This is a genomic window from Photobacterium minamisatsumaniensis, from assembly GCF_050336695.1.
Taxonomy (GTDB): Bacteria; Pseudomonadota; Gammaproteobacteria; order Enterobacterales; family Vibrionaceae; genus Photobacterium; species Photobacterium minamisatsumaniensis.
The window spans coordinates 1-20,147 of sequence record NZ_JAKJSI010000042.1; the positions used below are offsets into that span (position 1 = coordinate 1).

The 20,147-nt window shown below is 41.1% G+C and carries 15 protein-coding genes and 1 pseudogene; 5 read left to right on the forward strand and 11 right to left on the reverse strand.

What is annotated here, in order from left to right:
• Positions 1-192: 192 nt before the first annotated feature.
• From L4D78_RS21170 to L4D78_RS21180, 3 genes are all read left to right on the forward strand, one after another.
• Positions 193-1,236 carry a porin gene (locus L4D78_RS21170; protein WP_428468754.1) on the forward strand — a complete coding sequence of 348 codons (1,044 nt, stop codon included), beginning with the start codon at positions 193-195 and terminating at the stop codon, positions 1,234-1,236.
• 407 nt (positions 1,237-1,643) lie between these two features.
• A complete protein-coding gene (locus L4D78_RS21175; protein WP_428468755.1) occupies positions 1,644-3,794 on the forward strand; it encodes an adenosylcobalamin-dependent ribonucleoside-diphosphate reductase in 2,151 nt (716 codons plus the stop codon).
• 13 nt (positions 3,795-3,807) lie between these two features.
• Positions 3,808-4,494 carry a TSCPD domain-containing protein gene (locus L4D78_RS21180; protein WP_428468756.1) on the forward strand — a complete coding sequence of 229 codons (687 nt, stop codon included), beginning with the start codon at positions 3,808-3,810 and terminating at the stop codon, positions 4,492-4,494.
• Between the two features lie 99 nt (positions 4,495-4,593).
• On the opposite strand, the gene L4D78_RS21185 is transcribed toward L4D78_RS21180, so the two are convergent.
• The 4 genes from L4D78_RS21185 to L4D78_RS21200 all read right to left on the reverse strand — a co-directional run bounded on the left by L4D78_RS21185 (position 4,594) and on the right by L4D78_RS21200 (position 8,328).
• Positions 4,594-4,752 (reverse strand): hypothetical protein, encoded by a 159-nt coding sequence (locus L4D78_RS21185; protein WP_428460825.1) that lies wholly within the window; start codon positions 4,750-4,752, stop codon positions 4,594-4,596.
• Between the two features lie 648 nt (positions 4,753-5,400).
• Entirely contained in the window at positions 5,401-6,705 is a 1,305-nt protein-coding gene (locus L4D78_RS21190; RefSeq protein ID WP_428468757.1) for a TRAP transporter large permease, read from the reverse strand.
• A gap of 25 nt (positions 6,706-6,730) precedes the next feature.
• The gene (locus L4D78_RS21195) at positions 6,731-7,204 is read right to left on the reverse strand and encodes a TRAP transporter small permease (RefSeq protein WP_428468758.1); all 474 of its coding nucleotides are present in this window, start codon (positions 7,202-7,204) and stop codon (positions 6,731-6,733) included.
• Between the two features lie 104 nt (positions 7,205-7,308).
• Positions 7,309-8,328 (reverse strand): DctP family TRAP transporter solute-binding subunit, encoded by a 1,020-nt coding sequence (locus L4D78_RS21200; protein WP_428468759.1) that lies wholly within the window; start codon positions 8,326-8,328, stop codon positions 7,309-7,311.
• Positions 8,329-9,199: 871 nt separating this feature from the next.
• Here L4D78_RS21200 and L4D78_RS21205 point away from each other — a divergent pair.
• Positions 9,200-9,988, forward strand: a complete 789-nt coding sequence (locus L4D78_RS21205; RefSeq protein ID WP_428468760.1) for a RecX family transcriptional regulator — start codon at positions 9,200-9,202, stop codon at positions 9,986-9,988.
• A gap of 172 nt (positions 9,989-10,160) precedes the next feature.
• Here the strand turns inward: L4D78_RS21205 and L4D78_RS21210 are convergent, their stop codons facing one another.
• The 6 genes from L4D78_RS21210 to dalD all read right to left on the reverse strand — a co-directional run bounded on the left by L4D78_RS21210 (position 10,161) and on the right by dalD (position 18,308).
• Positions 10,161-11,798 (reverse strand): hypothetical protein, encoded by a 1,638-nt coding sequence (locus L4D78_RS21210; protein WP_428468761.1) that lies wholly within the window; start codon positions 11,796-11,798, stop codon positions 10,161-10,163.
• A gap of 34 nt (positions 11,799-11,832) precedes the next feature.
• Positions 11,833-12,579 carry a DUF2278 family protein gene (locus L4D78_RS21215; protein ID WP_428468762.1) on the reverse strand — a complete coding sequence of 249 codons (747 nt, stop codon included), beginning with the start codon at positions 12,577-12,579 and terminating at the stop codon, positions 11,833-11,835.
• 811 nt (positions 12,580-13,390) lie between these two features.
• On the reverse strand, positions 13,391-14,053 hold the full coding sequence (locus tag L4D78_RS21220; protein ID WP_428468763.1) for an HAD family hydrolase: 663 nt from the start codon (positions 14,051-14,053) through the stop codon (positions 13,391-13,393).
• A gap of 63 nt (positions 14,054-14,116) precedes the next feature.
• Positions 14,117-15,391 (reverse strand): MFS transporter, encoded by a 1,275-nt coding sequence (locus L4D78_RS21225; RefSeq protein WP_428468764.1) that lies wholly within the window; start codon positions 15,389-15,391, stop codon positions 14,117-14,119.
• A gap of 76 nt (positions 15,392-15,467) precedes the next feature.
• On the reverse strand, positions 15,468-16,931 hold the full coding sequence (xylB, locus tag L4D78_RS21230; protein ID WP_428468765.1) for a xylulokinase: 1,464 nt from the start codon (positions 16,929-16,931) through the stop codon (positions 15,468-15,470).
• A gap of 9 nt (positions 16,932-16,940) precedes the next feature.
• A complete protein-coding gene (gene dalD, locus L4D78_RS21235) occupies positions 16,941-18,308 on the reverse strand; it encodes a D-arabinitol 4-dehydrogenase (protein WP_428468766.1) in 1,368 nt (455 codons plus the stop codon).
• Positions 18,309-18,549: 241 nt separating this feature from the next.
• Between dalD and L4D78_RS21240 the strand changes: the two genes are divergently transcribed.
• Positions 18,550-19,473, forward strand: coding sequence for a sugar-binding transcriptional regulator (locus tag L4D78_RS21240; RefSeq protein ID WP_428468767.1), 924 nt, complete (start codon positions 18,550-18,552; stop codon positions 19,471-19,473).
• Positions 19,474-19,681: 208 nt separating this feature from the next.
• Here L4D78_RS21240 and L4D78_RS21245 read toward each other — a convergent pair.
• A pseudogene (locus tag L4D78_RS21245) lies at positions 19,682-19,912 on the reverse strand (transposase); the annotation flags it as partial.
• Positions 19,913-20,147: the final 235 nt, after the last annotated feature.

The following is a 20,147-nucleotide window of genomic DNA, read 5'->3' on the forward strand; positions in this document are numbered from 1 at the left end:
GAAAAATACGTTCTAAAAACATAAAACAGAAAAACAAGTGCCAATAAAAACAATTAGATAGCACTTAAAAAAGCTTAATTCCGCTAGCTTTTATAACGTTTTACTGGTGCTACATGGAACTAACTTTTAATAATAATAACCAAGCATTTCGGATGAGAATGCTCATAAACATTCAATGTAGGACACATTAAAATGAACAAAAAGATCATTGCCCTAGCAGTGGCAGCAGCAGCGGCTTCTACTTCAGTAAGCGCACTTGAAGTTTACAATGACGACACAAATACTTTCTCTGTTGGTGGCCGTTTAGCAGCAAGTGCTAAGTTCAGCGATGGTGACTCAAGCCTGAACAACCAGTCTTCTCGTATCAACTTTGGTTTCACTCATGCATTACAAAGTGGCTGGGATATCGGTGCTAAAGCAGAATGGGGCTACGATGCACTTGCGAATAGTAACGAAGACTCTCATATCTCAAACCGTCTAGGAAACATTACGGCGGATAAAGAAGGCATTGGCCAATTCACGGTTGGTAAAGCATGGTCAATCCACTACGACGTAACGGGTAAAACTGACCTATTCTGGGTTTACGGCGGTGATACTGCAGGTAACTACGACGGCATTTCTGGCGATGGTGGTGTGCATGGTACAGGCCGTGCTGATGACGTTGTTCAATACCGCACAAACATTCAAGGCCTACAACTAGGTCTACAATATCAGTTCGAAGATAAAAACGATGAATACCACCGCGATTATGGCTACCAAGCAATGGCGGGTTACGACTTTGACTTTGGTCTCGGCTTAAGTGCTGTTTACGGTGAAACGCAGTTTAAAGACCGTGCAGATGCAAAAGTTGCTAATGCCGTGGTTAGCTACGAAAACAATGAACTTTATCTAGCCGCTAACTACGGCCAATTCAGAAACCACCAAAATGCTTCGGACTACAGCCGTGTATTCTCTGGCGGCGGCGTGTCAGCTGATAATATGGTTCGTGAAGCAACGGGTATGGAATTCTTCGCTTCTTACGATATTAACCAATTCCAAATCCTTGGTGGCTATAACCACTTAGAAGACGATAACTCTTCAGCTAAATTTGCCTATGCAACCCTTGGCGTTGCTTACTTCACAGGCCCAGTTATTCTTGCCGCTGAATACAAAATTGATGCAAGCAGCAAAAATGCAAATGGTTCAAATGCAGATTTAGATGACGAGCTAGCACTTCTAGTACGTTACAACTTCTAAGCAGCATTTGCTAAGTGCATTTTATTATGCACTTAGTGATTCAGGTCTAGGTAAGCCGTTTCACTTATCTAGGCCTATGTAAACATTGTCGATTCTTATTATATTTTCCTTATTGTTTGGAGGGGGGCTGCTAATTGCCCCCTTTTTCTTATTTCCTCATATACCGTCACATTTTTTAACCTCCTCTTAAAATAAAAAAGTCTAAGTACCCTTTTCGTTTTATCGTTTAGTTACATTAACCGATTATCTGTCTGTCAAGACTTGAAGATCATCGGGGTAAATGGTTTGATCTGCGCCTTGCCAAACGATCGCATTCCCATGCTCAGCGGAATGCCACTGACATAGATAGCTATTAACAATCTATATCAATCGTGCCGGACAACAACAAACTTTAAGGTGTATTCATAATGGCGAAAACCCCGACAGCTTCGGAAAACTTTCAAGCAATTGATATTGAGTACCAATCCACCTCGATGGAGATTTGGGACAGCAAATATCGATTGAAGTCAAAGCATGGAGATGCCATTGATTTCACGCTTGATGACACGTTTAAACGTGTCGCCCGTGCATTAGCTGATCTGGAAAAAGATAAAGTCAAAGAACACTGGTACAACGAATTTCTTTGGGCTCTACGTAATGGCGCTATCCCTGCGGGGCGTATTACATCGAATGCTGGTGCTTTCGAACACAAACCTGCGACTTCAACAATTAACTGTACCGTTTCTGGCACTGTTGAAGATTCTATGGATGATATCCTAGGAAAAGTACATGAAGCTGGCTTAACCCTAAAAGCAGGCTGTGGCATTGGTTACGACTTCTCGACGTTACGCCCTCGTGGTGCCTTTGTCTCGGGTGCCGGCGCATACACATCTGGCCCTCTTTCGTTCATGGATATCTATGACAAGATGTGTTTTACCGTCTCTTCGGCTGGTGGACGCCGTGGTGCCCAAATGGGTACTATGGATATTCGCCACCCTGATGTCATTGATTTCATTCGCGCAAAGCGAGAAGACGGTCGCTTACGTCAGTTTAATTTATCTCTACTCATTACCGAAGAGTTCATCGAAGCCGTTAAGAACGATAAATCTTGGCAGTTAATCTTCCCTATCACGGCGAAAGAAGCCAAACAAGATGGTCTTGATCTGAACAATGATGACACCATTGTTTGGGCTGACTGGCCAACCAAAGAGAACTTGGTTGAAGATGATAAAGGCCATGTAGCGTGTAAAGTCTATCGCACCATGCCTGCTCGTAATTTGTGGAACGTCATTATGACGTCTACTTACGACTATGCAGAACCAGGCTTTATTTTGATAGACAAAGTGAACCAGATGAACAATAACTGGTTCTGTGAAGACATTCGTGCGACTAACCCTTGCGGTGAGCAGCCACTACCGCCATATGGTGCATGCTTGCTTGGTTCGGTGAACCTAACGAAATTTGTTCATAACCCATTTACTGCAGACGCCAAATTCGATTGGGATGCATACCGTCGCGTTATTGCAATCTTCACTCGTATGCTTGATAACGTGGTGGAAATTAATCAGCTGCCACTCGAAAAACAACGTCATGAAATCATGCATAAACGTCGCCATGGTATGGGGTTCCTTGGCCTTGGGTCTACAACCACGATGCTGCAGCACAAATATGGCAGTGCTGCATCTGTCGCTTTCACCGAGCAAGTCGCGCAAGAAATGGCGATTACGGGCTGGAAAGAAGCATTAAGCCTTGCGAAAGAGAAAGGCGTCGCGCCTGTTATGGATGAAGAGTTTGAAATCACACCAAAAATGATGCGTCTTCGTCCAGAAATGGCTAACGATGGCATCAAAATTGGTGACAAGGTGAAAGGCAAAATTCTTCACGCTAAATATAGCCGCTACATGCAACAAGTCGCCGAGGTTGAACCAGAATTGGTTAAAGCGCTTGCTGAACATGGCGCACGTTTTACCCACCATAGTTCTATTGCACCAACTGGCACGATTTCACTGTCATTGGCAAACAATGCCAGCAACGGTATTGAGCCAAGTTTCGCCCATCATTACACGCGAAATGTCATTGTTCCGGGTAAGAAATCGAAAGAAAGCGTGGATGTTTACAGCTTCGAACTTTTAGCTTATCGCCAGCTTATCAATGAAAAAGCAATGCCATATTCCACCGATGAAGAAACCATGCTGCCAGAATACTTCATCACAGCAGATGACATTACACCAAGTCAGCACGTTGAAGTACAAGCGGCTGCTCAGCGTTGGATCGACTCTTCAATTTCTAAAACCGCTAACGTACCAACCGACTTTCCGTTTGAAGACTTTAAAGACATCTATATGGATGCCTTCGATCAAGGGCTGAAAGGTTGTACAACGTTCCGCTTTAATCCAGAAGTATTCCAAGGCGTATTGGTTAAAGAGCAGGATCTAGAAAACACGACTTATGTGTTTAACCTAGAAGATGGCTCCACCTTTGAAGCTAAAGGTAACGAAGAAATTGAATACGATGGTGAAACTCACACCGCAGCCAACCTATACGACGCCTTGAAAGAAGGCTATTACGGTAAATTTTAAGGGTTCTATTCTCATGGTAAAAAAGATCGACAGCAAAATCGTAGGTTTCAAGGTAAAAAGCCAAGAGCAGGAAGTCCCAACGATTAAAGCAACACCCGAAGTAGAAGTGCAGTATATGCACGAAGGTATGCCACGCCCAGAAAAGTTACTTGGCTCAACGTATAAACTAAAAACACCTGAGCATATCTCTGAGCACTCTTTATTCATTACGATCAATGATGTCGTGCTCAATGACGGCACAGAGCACGAAGTTCGTCGCCCTTTTGAGGTGTTTATCAACTCAAAAAGCCTTGAGCATTATCAATGGATTGTCGCGCTTACGCGTATTATGTCTGCTGTTTTCCGTAAAGGTGGTGACTGTACATTCCTCGTTGAAGAACTACGCTCCGTTTTCGACCCTCGCGGTGGTTACTGGAACAAAGGAAAATACGTACCGTCACTGATTGCTGAAATTGGTAACATTATTGAGATTCATTTAACCGAAATTGGCATGCTGGGTAAACCAGAAGTCGATGAGCATCAACAAGCGTTTCTTGAAGCTAAAAAAGCTGAGCTAGCAGAGAAAAAAGAAGATGACGAGGCTCAAAACAGCAGTTTTCCACCAAGTGCAACGCTATGTTACAAGTGCCACAATAAGTCTGTGATTGTGAAAGATGGTTGCCAGACTTGCCTAAACTGCGGCGACTCTAAATGCGGCTAATCTTCAGCTAAGATAACCAGATAAAAATTACGCATACAAAAAAGGATCTGATTACATCAGATCCTTTTTTATTAGAGCCATTACAAAGAAACGGCCTATTTAATAATGACTTAAAATTTCAACAACCATCCCTGAGCGGGAATGACGGTTGCCATTATCATCATATTCAAATACATCTACATTCGAATTCAGTAGTTCTTCATTGCAGTCTTCAACGACGCCAATAGTTCCATTATCAAGTAAAACAACACTATCCATGTGCATCTCCTTTTGTGTATACGTAGAAGGTATCACAACCCCTTTAGTATGCAACAAGTTTTAAACACTGATTTAACATACTTAGTTACACGCTACGGGAAAAAAAGTACTTCGTGATGTCTATACCAACCTATCACTGTATCGGAACCGAACCATATTTGTTATAAAGCTCTCTCATCCTTGTTTAAGGTAATGCTAACAAGGATTATTCGTATAAGATTGCGCAGGTTAATAATGACCTCTGAAAGCCCTACAAAAACAAGCTGGCAGAAAACCTAATAAATAAACACGAAAATAAAATGGGAGAACAGGCCTGATTCAAAACTGCGCAGTGAAGGAATCAGTCAAGAGTGTATAAATCAATGAAGTCGAAGAAGGAGGCATGAGTGAAATTTAACGTAAGACTTTGTATTATAGTAACAAAAAAATAAGCCATCTCTCAACAATTTCCCCGATAAGAAGAAAGTAACGGCTTTCTTGATAAGAGTTTTGCTGATGCTAACTATGCACTTGAACACCACCTGTAGCACTGATTTCTCTACTCTAATAAAGCCCCCCTCTCATTCTCAGAGAGGGAGAAATTAAACATTCAGATTCTATTTAAATAATTAAAATCTTTAAGTCTTAGAGTCTTAGAGTCTTAGAGTCTTAGAGTAAAAATAGTGAGATCTGTGGAAACCATACCAACAAACACAGTCCGAACATTGAAACCAGAAGAAACGGCATCACGCCTCTCGCAATTGAACCCAGAGAACAATGTGTAATATTGGCCGCCACAAAGAGGTTGATACCGACAGGTGGAGTGATAAGCCCAATCGATAGTGCTGTCATTAGCAGTACACCAAACCAGGTAAGATCAATATTCAACGAACGGACCACCGGCAAAAAAATCGGCAAAGTAATATACATAATAGTAACCGCATCCATAAACATACCGGCTACCAGTAGTATCGCCAAAATAACGAACAAAATAATCTGAGGGTGCTGGCTCATGGTAATCAATACTTCAGAATAGTCTCCTACTAAACCATCTATCTCGATTACCCAACCAAAAAGCCCAGCAAAAGCGACCACCAGCATCACAACTGCCGAGGAACATGCCGAATCAACAAATGAATGATAGAGTTGCTTCAAGTTGATAGAGCGATAAATTAGCCCCCCCACCACAATTGCGTATACTGAAGCGACTATCGCAGCTTCAGTCGGCGTGAAGATTCCACCATATATTCCTCCGAGAATAAGTACTGGTGTAAATAACCCCCAAAAAGCATGACTAAAAGCCCGATATAAGCGCATAAAGTATGGTTGATGAGAGTCAGTGCTTTGCAGAGAAACCGAAGCTCCGGACTGACTACCATCCGCATAGAAACTAGACAATGGCAACATCAACAGCATTAATGAACCTAGTAATATACCTGGAACTATCGTTGCAAGAAAAAGGTTACTTATCGATGTCTCTGCTATCACACCATATATCACCAACCCAATAGATGGTGGAATGATTAAGGAGAGTGCCGCACCGGTACAGACCAACCCAGCGGCGAAGGGTTTACTGTAACCGTCTTCTACCATCCCCTTAATAATCAATGGTCCGATTGCTGCAACTGAAGCTGGTCCCGAACCGCTCACAGATCCCCAAAACAAGCATACTACAGTGCCAACCAACCCCATATTACCCGGTAACTTTTCAACTAAAACCCGGAAAAATTGGATCATGCGTTCGGCTATTCCGCTGATCCCCATAATATTTCCTGCCAGAATAAAAAACGGTATGGCCAATAAGGTGTATTTTGAGCTACCAGCAATAAGCAAATCTGCAACCATATCAAGCCCAAAATCCATTTGCCACATGGCAAACAACGCCGATAGAGCTAAACAAAATGCAACAGGAATACCACAGATAATAAAGATGAAAAACAACATTATCATCTGGCTTCCGGTTGAGATATCCATAAATACTTCCTTGATATTATTAGTATTATTTACAACGCAACTGAATTGAAAGCCACTCTATTTGGCGGACAATCATCAAAACGAAGCCTAATGGTAACAAAGCCGTGTAATACCAAACCTTCACTTGCATGGCACTTGAAGTTATTTGTGACTCGTATTGGTTACTCAGTAGATCGAGCATAAAATAGAACATAACTAACAAGGTAAAAACGACAGCAACAGAAATTCCGACTTGCAGCCATCTTCGATATCGCTCGCTTAAATTATCGATCAAGAAACCAACTGCAAGTAGTTGACCTCGTTTAATAGCAATAGCTGCACCGAACAGAGTTAATACCACCATACCGTTAATAACAACTTCTTGTGTAGACGCAAGAGAGAAATTCGTAAGGCTACGTACAACGACATTTGAAAAACCTAAAACTAGCATCACTACAAATGTGATGAAGCAAATAACTTCTTCTAAACTATCCCATATAATTCTAACGTTATTACCCATTTATTTTTCCAAAACTGTTTATGGCCGATGCAACTATAGTCAGATAAAAATGAAGACTAAGCCCACAGATGTGGGCTCATTTAAATTTCATTTTCTATTTTTAATTAATTTGCAGCAATGGCATCTTCAAATATTTTCACAATGTCATCACCAACAAGATCTTTCCATTTATTAAATGACGGTAAAGTTTTTTGTCTAAACTCGTCAATCTGCTCAGCGTCCAATTCAACAACAGTCATTCCTTCATCCTTAAGAATTTGCACGCCATCCGCTGTCATCTTACGTGATATTTCTATCTGATATTCCATAGCTTCATTGGCAGCATTAGCCACCATGTTCTGAGTGTCGTTATCCAAACTGTCCCAAACTTTACGGCTGACCGCGAGGAAAATTGGATCGTAGGAATAGTGCCAAAGGGTGATATTCTTTTGGATCTCATACAGTCGTTGCGGAACAATAATAGCACCGACTGGGTTCTCTTGACCATCGACTACCCCTTGCTGCAATGCCGAAAAAGTTTCAGCCCATTGAATTTGCTGTGGATTTGCGCCAAGGTCTTTAAACACATCAATATACATAGGGCCAGCAACACGTACAGACATACCTTTTAAATCATCGGGTGAATAAACCGGTTTGGTGCTGTTTGTTAGCTCACGAAAACCATTCTCCCCCCACGCTAAAATAATGATGTTTTTTTCTAAAGCAATCTGCTCAATGACTTTACCACCTTCACCTTGAATAGCTTTATCTACAGCTTGATAGTCATTGAAAAGATAAGGCAGAGAAAACACTGCCATTTCTGGAATTAGTGGTGTCACATTAATTGCTGAAGTCAAAATGAAATCAATTTTGCTTACACTTAACATTTCGGCTTGTTTAATCTGATCACCACCCGTTAGCACTGAGTTTGGGAATATTCTTACTTTCAGCCTGTCATTACTTCCTTGTTGCAATAACTGGTTGAATTTTTCCGCACCTTGCTGCCAAGTCGTTGTATTAGACACGTTATGTGACAAGCGATAAGTTTTAGCTTGTGCCGATAAACTCATACAAATGGCTATTAACGTAATAGAAACCAGCTTGGCTGAACACTTACCCTTAACCATACTCAGTATATTATTCATAAATTTTCTTCGTCCATGACATTTTAAAATATAAAACTCATTCTCGTTATTTTGTTGCTGCAATGTCAACGCGTTACATCACAACTTGGAATGCTAATTGAATAAATTATTAATTAGCAATGAACCTTAAAATTGGAATTAATAATTAACACAAGCAGTCGAAATGGTTAAATATAAAACCTTAAAATAAAAATTTAGTTTATTAATCTGCAAAATTAGCAAGTTTACCGTTAATAATTACAAGATAATGATTAGATAAAGTATAAAAGCCAGGAGCCTAGTTACAGCACCTTAAAATTCTGTACATTTTTCTTTATTACTGATAAATCCAACTTTTCCGCATGAAATATTAATTAATTGATTCGAACATTAGTACATAATGATATTCCGTGTACCAGAGAAGTGAAAGGACCTTTCCAAGGTCACAATAACCATATAATAGATCGACATAAAAAATGTATTCAAAATAAAAAGCTACTCAGAATCCTGATCCTTAGTTATTCTGCCGCTGCCGAAGTGAGTACCAAGCTTCAATTGCAAGCCTTATTAGGCCAGTTCATCTCTGCACTCCAAACAAATTTATGATGTCGTTGTTGTATCAACCGAGGTCAATGATGTCACTAAACCGACAATTTCAGCTCGAGTGATTGCATTTAGGGATATGATTTTTGAACGAATGAGCCAGCCATTAGACATACTCTCATCGGTATCTGGAGCTTAACTCTTCAGAATTTACATTTGAAAACCTTTGGGGTATTTATCTCAACTTTTCATGGTATCGTAGCCCCTTTATATTTGTTATAAAGCTCTCTCATCCTTGCTTACGATAAATCTAACAAGGGATATTAGTACAAGATTACTCTGGTGAATGATGACATCTGAAAGACCCCAAAAGCGGCAAGTCGGCCCTAAGCCCGCGACAAAAGTTGAAGACGTTTTCGAGTACGCCATATGGTGGCTGAACCAGCGTGGTTACTCCGTTAAGAAACTCCAAGAAAAACTTACCCGTAAAACAGATAATAGTGAGTGGATCACTCATACCGTTAATCGCTTGCTTGAACTTGGTTATTTATCTGATAAACGCTATGCCGAGACATTCGTTCAATCACGGTGCCGTTCGTACGGGCCAAAAGTATTAGCACAAAAGTTAAAGCTACAAGGTGTAAGCCAAGCTGATATTGATGACGCACTAACGACGCTTGATGAATCTGAACAAGATGTGCTGATCACCCGAGTTATCGCTAAATATGCGGGTAAAAAGAGTCTAAGAGACATTACCATGCGCCTAAGACAGGAAGGGGTTAGCGAATCAAGAATACAGTCTATAATGGCGAATACTGTCGACGATGATCATGAAAAGCAATTAGCGGAGCGATTAATCACTAAGCACGCAAAAAAAATGGGTCGTAGTGGCTTAATTCAGAAGTTGCGTAGTGAGGGGATCAGCCAAGATACTCTCGATGATATTTTTAGTGATGAGCCTGAAGATCAAGTCATTGAAGACGACCAACAAAAAGCACTCGAGCAGTTAAACAAAAAATATAAAACACCATTAAATGACTTCGCAGAAAAGAAGAAAGCAACAGCATTCTTAGTCCGAAAAGGCTTTAGCTTTTCTGAAGCTAACTATGCGATTGAGCATCATTTAGAAGAACAATAAAACGTCCCAGCACTCTGAGTTCAATGGTATACAGATATCCACTATATAGTCATGTATAGGCGACCCCAAGAGTCGCCATGAACTCAAACGATATGGGGCAGCAAGGCTGGATAGGTGAATTTCAACTAACTCCGGATTCCTATTCAGCCTTCCATTTAGCTTTACCAATCACTCACAAGTTACGACGTAACTCCTTATCCGTAATACGCTTATCGGCATGTTGTGGCTTGTTCGCCTGCCACTGCATCCACTGCTTCAATGCAATAGAGCTTTGCAACGAGTAATCCAGTGAGATCCATTTTTTTCTGCCATCGGCATAAATAGGTGCATCGTTGGCCATGACATTTTTAGGTCCATCGGGAGTTTGTACTGTCATATTGAAAGGCACACCGGCACCTGTATTAGCGAAGTAAAGGCTGTCGATATCAGCGAAGCTTATTCCATCGTTAACCGTTGCCGGATCACCACTACGATCCATACCTGCCGTTGAGCTATTAATAACTGGCGCGACGCACTGCTTCGTTTGACCTGAGAATTGTGAAATTAAAGGTGGAGTCGCTTGGTTCTTGTCAGGTACAGAAGCGGTTCCATGGCAAGACATGCAAGAAGAATTAGCATTGTCAGCGGGACCATTCAATCGTTGATTACAGCCTAAGTGCCCCATCTGGCGCATATCGGCACTCCCCCCATAAGAATTCAGGCTATCAACGGTTTCCCATATAATCACTTCTTCAGCAAAACCATTTTCACGTGGATTATTAGGGTAGCTATAAGCTAGTTCACCTTCCGGTGGCGTATCATTACCCCACATCAAGCCTAATAGGCTGATCCGTCCCCAAGGCTCGCTTACATCAGCTTTATCAATGCCATCTGCTACGAAGGTGCCATATACCCAGTTGGTTTCCGGTGCACGGCTATCTTTTACTGCAATGTCAAATTGCAGAAGACGGACGTCTCCCCACTGAGCATAGCTGCGCGGACATTGCTGACTTTCTTCCACTAAGGTACATTCCGAGCCACTCTCAGGCTTACAACTACAGAACTCTGGCTCTGAGATATTGGCGTTCCACGCTGGCATATTCTTCAATACCGGTAACTGGGCAACAGTAGAAGTATTGAACAGCGGTTTAGCGATCACCGCACCTTCGAAGAAAGTAATGTCATCAGTAGGAATGTTCACCGTACCATCAGATTGCCAAATTTGACCAAGAGTATAAGCGGCAGTGGAATTATAAATGGCTACCGCCCACATAGTTGATTGGTCGGTCCCCGTGCCATCTTTTGTAGAGAAGGTCACAGGCGCCTCACGAGTTAAGCCATGGGTAAACTCACGGCCACTCATGGCATCGTAAGTCTGGAAAGGTATATGGTACCAAGCTCGTACAGGGTTTTCACAGACACTAAAATCTAGTTGGCCTGGTTGGTTGATATTACCCGCTTGCGCATACCTCATTACATGCCATGCATATTCTTCCGCTAATTTTTTCTTTTCCTTCTGATCAGTACTGCTATCGAATAAGGCATCAAATTTTTTATCACGCCATTTTTGCGCTTTTCTGTCATCAACAGGTTTAGTTGGGTACTTATCTGAAAGCTGGAATACTGGATCATCCCAGGCAGCCGTTGGCGCATTAGTGATCGACTGCCCCTCCCACATATCTTTAAACTTTGGATTCACATCCTGCCAATAAGATGGCCAAGTGCCAGTACAGGTATTTTCCATCTGGTATGGCTCTGTCTTAGCTATTGCATAGGTGGTGGTAATCAATAATCCAACAATAGACAGAGCTAGGGATTTGACGGTTTTCATAGTCTGTTTCCTATAGAGTCTAAGCCAACTCGGCCTATTTTACGGTTTGGTTGGATTCATCATTAACGCAATTACCTTTTTCATTTGTGTCAAAACACTGACCAGCAAACGCAAAGAAAATAGCGTCATAGCGACCATCTTGATTCACCACAAACAAAGCACCATCCTGATAAGTACCATTGTCTTTAGACTGATATTGGCTTGATGGCGTCCCCTGGTTCAAATGCACATCATCGACACCACGCGGTGGCATTTGTTGTTCTCGGTGACGACGTGCACCATACATGTGGTGATCACGGTAACTCTCGTTATCGTTACGATAGGCTTCATGGTACTTATTATCGCTATCGTCATACATAGTGCCAAACACCAAGACTTCAGTACCTGCGGATAGATAGCCATTAAGAATATCGCTAATCTGCTCAGCTGACTGAAGGTCGGCATTCTTTAACTCATCGACCGAAAAAAGAGGCTGATGAATCAGATCTATCGCCAATCCGCCGGGCTGAGTTTCTAGCTTGGTAAAGCCCTGTTTAATATCTATAAAACTTGCTGGTAAATGGCTAGCGACATCAAAGTTCTTTTTAGATAGCATACGTACATTAGAAGCAACCTGACTCTGAATATCGATATTAACCTGATACTCCTTGCTATCTTCGTTAGGTACTGCACTGATAAAGTTATAGTGACTCATACCTGATTTTTTTGAAGTAAATTCACCTTCATCGATTTTGATAAATGCTTTTAAAACGCCATAAATTTTATTGCCTGAAAAAGACATAATCCTCTCCCTCTTATACTTTAGTGGCTATATAACGCTTCACTAAGGTAATAAAACTCACTCTCCTAGCAATTAAAATAACTTCAGGCAAAATTAAAGTATTCAGGCCAATCTTTTATAAGGAGAATAGTATAAATTCACTTATATCTACAGAGAGGGTTTCTTTAATCTTGGATAAAATAAACCCTCACAGACACAAAATATCCCCCTATGCAAAGTTTAAACAAGTGTTATTTATCAGAAATATAAAAACAAAGATCAGTTTAATAAACACACCTAACCCAACAATGAAACATTAGTCATTCAATTAATACAACTTAATTCCTGAGTTGGAATTTCATTCATTTAAAATTAAATACAAAAACTTGATCCTAAATAAATAGTCACRCCTCAACTATCCTATACCTGGCATTCAAAAAATATAAGATCACACCTACCTTAAGAGCTATTAATGATTTTCAGTCGCAGGAATCATATCAGTTTCATTTTTCATAAATTAAATTTGAAGAAAACTGAATATGTATTTTAATTTGCTGTTACTTTTAAAAGCGTAGACACATAAACATCAACTGACAAACTTGCATCTCTTTGCTTTAAGTATATGTGTGCTTTGTTCCAAAAAATCGCCCGAACGCGGCTAAGACAGCCCTGTGATTACTACCAGCTAAGCCATATTGACTATAGGTTGGTATCGTAACTCACATCGGGACAAAAATAAGTTAGATTTTTTGACCTAATGATCAACCTTGCCATAAAAAGTATATCAAAATAAGCGGTATTACCCTCAGTTCTAAAATATATGAAGCTCAAATTAGACGATTTCGTAATCAATACAAGACAGCTCTCCAAACACTCCATAAAGATTTGTAAAGTTTTTATCAGCCATATTAAATTTTTGGTTTTCACATTGAGGTGAAACAAGATAAGTTTCCATCAAAGCAGCTTTAGCTGCAATTAAACCATTTAAACTATCTTCGATAACTAAACATTTATTCGGTTCAACACCTAGTTTTTTTGCAGCTGTAATGTAAACATCAGGACTAGGTTTACCCAGTTTCTCATCTTCAGCGCTACATATTACTTTAAAATAATCCCATAACCTAAGTTTATCGAATACTGCTTCTATCACTATACGATTTGATGAAGTTGCTAATCCAATCTGATATCCCCTCCCCTCTAAAAAATCCAATAGTTCATACAAGCCAGGATTCGCCTTTCCCTCCCTTAAAATTAAGCCATATAGATTTCTTAAAATACTTTCTTCCAAAACTTCAGAATTAATTTTAAGTTGATACAATTCACACCAAGTATTAGCAATAGCGTCGACACGCTTTCCCATTGTATATCGTTCACATTCTTCGGGAGTTACATGAATTCCATAGACAGACAACGATTCATCCTGAGCTTGTTGCCAAAGTGGTTCGGAGTCGATAATGACGCCATCCATATCAAAAATAATTGTTTTTTTTCTCATTGTTTTCTGTTCCTTATTAAGAATTAGCATGACCGATACAGCCATGCTAAGTTTAAAATATATTTAAGCTGTAATGGCTTTTTCAACAGCCAGATTTTCTTTTTCAAAACCCGGCTGATCAACTTTAATCAAGTAAGTTAAGAAGAAGGCAGCTACGTACAAAGCAGCATAGGCAATAACCACGCCTATAGTGCTAAAGTGTGGTAGCAAAATAACTGCAATCGCAGGTGCAAAGAAGTTAGATAGACCTGCAGATAAGTTATATACAGAAATCGCTGCTCCTTTATGCTTTGGCTCAAGAGCTGGGAATACCGCTGCCATTGGAACAAATGCTGCGACAAAAATACCTAAAGAAATGGCTGGAATTAACGCCATATAGAAATTATTGCCGTAGTGTTGAGGGATGTAGTAGAACGCAAGGCTTGATAGCGCCATGCCGAGACACCCGAACCAACGAACTACTTTCATCCAACCTAGCTTTTCACCCATAATGCCCCAGAATACATTGGAAAAAATAGTGGTGAAAAAGAATACTGCCCACACTTGCAGCCACTCAGACGTTGTAAAGCCAAGTTCGTCCACAAACATCATCGGCATAATTATCGCGAAGCCAAACAAAGACAAAGTGTTGACGATGCGAACAAAGCTGGACACAAGGACGTTTTTGTTGGTGTAAAGCAACGTGATAGCTCGACTCAACTCGGTAAGTTTTTCTTTGTTCGACAAAGATTGCATGTGCGTTGGTGTATTAACTTTGCGCAAAGAAATCATTGCTATAATACCGCCGACACTAGTGAACGCTAGAGCTAGCCACAACGTACCCATTTCTCCAATCATAGGGATAGTGACGCTTGGAATGTAACTACCTGCAACACCAATACCAATAGAATATACCGTCCAGAACCAGCCTAGAGCAGAGCTTACACCGTCACTTCTAACATTATGAATAATAACAACAATAAATGAGTATAAGAATAGTGGATAGGCAAACCCACGGATACCATAAAATAAGAGGATCATTGCATAATTGGAYTCACCTAGACCGAAGACCAAAAAGAGCACATGAAACAAACACCACATGATAAAGCCGACTCGCATCGTCTTTTGTGGCGTATAGATTTCAGCAACTACCCCTGAAATCCATGCAGCAAGTGCGGCAGAAAAACCATAGACGGTAAATGCAATAGAAGACTGAGCAGGCGTAAATCCTAGTTCGGTTATATAGCGGGATAAAAATGCCAATTCAAACCCATCACCTGCCATAAAAATAGCTATTGCAACATAACCCCATACGAGATTAAGCGGCAGTCCTAGCCATTGTTTACTTGTATTCCCCATAATTTCCTCATTATTTTTGGAGTAAAATAGAAATTAGCGTATTGACAAAGATCAAAGCGCTAAGATTTCTATTTGATTATGCGTTTCGGAATTTTAAATCGTTAAGATAAAGCCTTTGGAATCGCTCGTATCGTGTCATCAAGTACACCCAACGTTCGCTGCTTGTTTCGAATACCTTATGTATCTCAGGCTTCTTACAAACCTCAGCTTCATCTTTTCCGACAGCTAGGCAGCCTAGACGCGCAGCGCCCAATGCACCGCCTGTTTCACCGCCTTTGTGGGTTACGATTGGCATATCTAGTACATCTGATAGTAGCTGCGCCCAGAACTGACTACGAGCACCACCACCAACTAAAGAGCATTGGCGGATATTAGTACCTGTGTTCTGTAGAACTCTTAGTCCATCCGCGATGCCGAAGCTCACACCTTCGATAACAGAGTAACCAAGCACAGCACGGTTAGAATTGTGGTTCATACCGTGAAAGATACCAGTAGCGACTGGGTCATTATGCGGCGTTCTTTCACCTGATAGATACGGCAGGAATAGAGGCGCATTGGCTTTTTGCTCAACGCTCAATTGCTCTATTTCTGTCAACAACTCAGCCTCAGTAACTCCAATAATTCGACAATACCACTGTAGGCAGCTCGCAGCGCTTAGCATTACACTCATTTGATGCCAACGGTCTGGTAGTGCGTGACAGAATGCGTGTACAGCAGACTCCGGAGCGGGACTGTATTTTTCATTTACAACAAAAAGTACACCTGATGTACCTAATGAAATAAACGCATCACCTGGGTTTACGGCACCTACACCAATAGCACTAACTGCATTGTCGCCGCCGCCACCAGCCACAACGACTGATGAATTTAACCCCCAAGCTCTCGCAATTTCTTCTGATAGGGTGGCTGATGCATCGCTACCTTCCCTTAGCTCTGGCATATAGCTGCGATCTAGACCACACTTAGAAAGCAATAGATCTGACCAGTCTCGCTTGTCTACATCCAACCACAGCGTACCTGCTGAGTCAGACATATCCGAAATCTTGCGATTTGTCATTTTGAAGCGAAGATAGTCTTTTGGCAGCAATATTGTTTTAAGTTCGGAAAAAATCTTCGGTTCGTGCTTTTTTACCCATAGCAGTTTTGGAGCAGTGAACCCAGGCATTGCCAAGTTACCGGTAATGCTGTGTAGCTGTGGAGCAGCAGCTTCAAGCTCTATACATTCTTGGGCACAACGAGTGTCATTCCACAATATAGCTGAGCGCAAAACATTACCTTGCTCACCTAACAGCACCGCACCGTGCATTTGGCCAGATAGGCCAATCGCTTTAATTGCATGCCAGTTATCACCACATTTTTCTTGCAATGCGCCAATTAGATAATTTGTTGCATTCCACCATTCCTCAGGAGATTGCTCTGACCAGTGAGGGTGAGGTCGTTGAATGGTTAAGGGCACACTGTGAGTTGTCACAGTGTTACCATTCTCGTCTATAATCAGGGCCTTAACTTCTGACGTGCCTAAATCGATTCCTAAATACATCTTCGTTTCCTATCGAATCATTGGGTACACTGCTGAGATTTTTTCGCGCAGTAATTGTTCGAACTCAGGCTTATCAGCTAGCTCGCCAAACAAAGCTTTATCAGTAGCGTAAACATGAATAGGATCTTTATGATTAAACATGTCATGTACCGCTTGCTCTTTAAGGATGCCGTCTTGATATTTGTATGGAAGGCTATCTTTATGCCACTGCTCCATAAATACGAAGAACAGTGCTGGTAGCATCGCTGTTGCATTAGGAGCAACACCACGCTGGTAGCACTCAATCATTGTCGGTGTAATCATGGCAGGGATCTTAGAGAAACCGTCTGCTGCTACGCGTTGGTTGGTGTCTTCAATATATGGGTTAGTGAAGCGCTCAAGAACAACATCACGATATGTCTCTAGGTTGATACCATCGTTGCCCAGACAAGGGATAACGTCCTGAGTTACGTAGTTATGAGCAATTTCGTAGATGTAATCAGTCAGTGTACTTTCGTGAATGAACTGCTGACCAACGAGTGTGCCTGCCCATGCGATGCAGCTGTGCGATGAGTTTAGAATGCGGATCTTAGCTTCTTCATAAGGGATAACAGATTCAACCAATTCAACGCCTACAGCTTCTAAATCAGGGCGAACATCAATAAAGTTATCTTCGACAACCCACTGGATAAATGTTTCCCCCATTACTGGTGCTTGGTCATCAATTCCGGTCTTCTCTTTGATGCGATCTGGTAGGTCAGCAGCAGGACGCGGAGTGATTCGGTCAACCATTGTGTTCGGACATTCAACGTTTGACTGTACCCATGTCAGGAGCTCTGGCTTGCCAATAAGAGTGATGAACTCAACTAGACCGTTGTGGAAACGTTCGCCGTTATGACGCACGTTGTCACAGTTAAGTAGAGTTACAGAACCGCTATCGCTAGCCATGCGTTGAGCTAGGATTTTGGTGATAGTTCCGTAGATAGTTTGGTTGTCACCAGCTAGATCAGCAACGATTGCTGTGTTGTCTACGTCAAGCTTATAGCTAGTATCAAGGAAGTAGCCGCCTTCTGTAACAGTAAACGCAATAACCTTAGTTGTTGACTGTGCGCCTTCTTCAATTAGAGGCTGTAGGTCTGCCTGCCAAGGTAGGATCTTGCTGATAGATGTAATTTGTTCGTACTTACACTCGCCTTTAGGGCTGATAGTTTCCAGTACATATTTACCACCTTGTGCTGCAATAGCACTAGCAACATCTTCGGCATCATTACGAATGTTACCTGCTGCAATACTCCAAGTTTTGTTTCCTGATTCGATCAGCTTATGTAAATACCAAGCCTGGTGAGCGCGGTGGAAAGAACCTAAGCCGATGTGTAGCCACGTGTATTGGTTTTCCATTTTATTTTCCTATTTAGATTTGATTTAGCACTATCCTAAACAAATAAAAGACCAATAAAAGAGCTATAGATCACAAATGAACAAATGACCAATTACTGGTCACAAGATCTAAATTAAAAAAATGCACTTACTAATTGCCAATTGCAGAGTGTAAGGAGAGAATACAAGTAAGTATTTCCGCACAATGAATGCCCACAGAGTGGGTGGAACGAACGAAGAGGTAGCCGTGAAAGAAGGTAGTATGAAATCTGATCAAATGGTCCGTGCAGCCTGGATGTATTATGTTTTGGGCAAAAGCCAAAGCGAGATTGCCTCTCAATTAGGTACATCTAGACCCGTTGTTCAGCGACTGATTGCTGCTGCTAAGGATGAAGGCATCGTGTCTATTGGCCTACATCACCCCATCGCTAGTTGTCTTGATTACGCAGAGCTGATTAAAGAAAAGTATCAGCTGATAGAGTGTAACATTGTACCTAACGATTCAGATGAATCACTTATCAATAGTATGTCGTTTGGCTGTTTTCAGATAATGTCCAAATTCATCAAGGATCAACCAGGACAAATTATAGGGATTGGATCTGGGATAACACTGAAAAAAGCAATTAACCGAATCGATTTTACCAGTTCAGATAGTAAATGCGTGGCGTTAATCAGTGCAATGTCATCTGATGGTCAATGTAATTATTACGATGACGTCCCTCTGATTCTTGCCAGTCGTATCAAAGCAAATTACTACCAGTGGCCCACACCAAGATATGCTCGTACCCCAAGCGAACACCAGATGTGGTGCGGAAACGAATTATTTAATAATGTCCTTTCAATGGCTGACAGAGCAAATATTATTTTTATTGGTATAGGCTCTCTAGGTAAAGATAGTCCAATAGTTAAAGATGGTTTCATTACCCATGAACAGGATGATGAACTAGCTAAGCAAGGCTCTGTTGGTGAAATACTTGGCAGATTTATAGATTCTAAAGGTGATGTCGTTAACTGTAAGATTAATGAGTTAATTACGAGCTATGATATTCGAAACAACCCTTGTCCGCGTATAGCTGTTGCTGGCGGGATAGATAAAAGAGAAGCTATCCTAGCTGCACTAAAAGGTAAATGGATCAATGGACTCGTTACAGATGAACTTACAGCGAGATGGCTTCTAACCAAATAAGTTTCAGCTGCGCTAGTTCAGCATTTTCGATTGTTATTACTCGAAGGGGCTAAAGTTCGCACCAAGGAAGAAATTATGTGGGTATGAACTTAATAAAATGTACAACAATCAACTATAAAAGTAGTTTATCATGCATTCTCAACTCGAGAATAAAACCAAACAAATCAAAGCTATAGGCATCACCCACATAGCTCATAAAAGTATTTGATTACCACCGAACCTCAACTTGTTTAAGAAGACGTTGAGGCATCGGTGCAGTTTGAATACTTGAATATATTAGCTGATCAAGTATTTTTTCTAGATTAAATCGCCGATTAAACTTAAAACAGAATTCTGCAAGATGGCGCGGCAAGTGCTTCTTGGTGATTGAATGATAAGTTCCGGGTATTGAGTTTTTTACATTACTAATCATTGTGTGCACCCATTTTAAATAGGGCAGATGTGAGCTAACCATGGCAGCCAGCTCACATCTAGAAATAAATAAGTTTGGGTTCTTCAGTTATTAGTAACGCATCGATTACTACAGTTAAGCAACATAACTTATGTCTTCTAGTCCGTGAGATGGTGTGAACCCGTTTTGGCTTCGACTGTTTTCTGTCATACCGTTTGTCCGCATAGGCTGTTGGAGACATAAATAATCTGGCGCAGACCTCAAACGTTGCTAACTTAATATT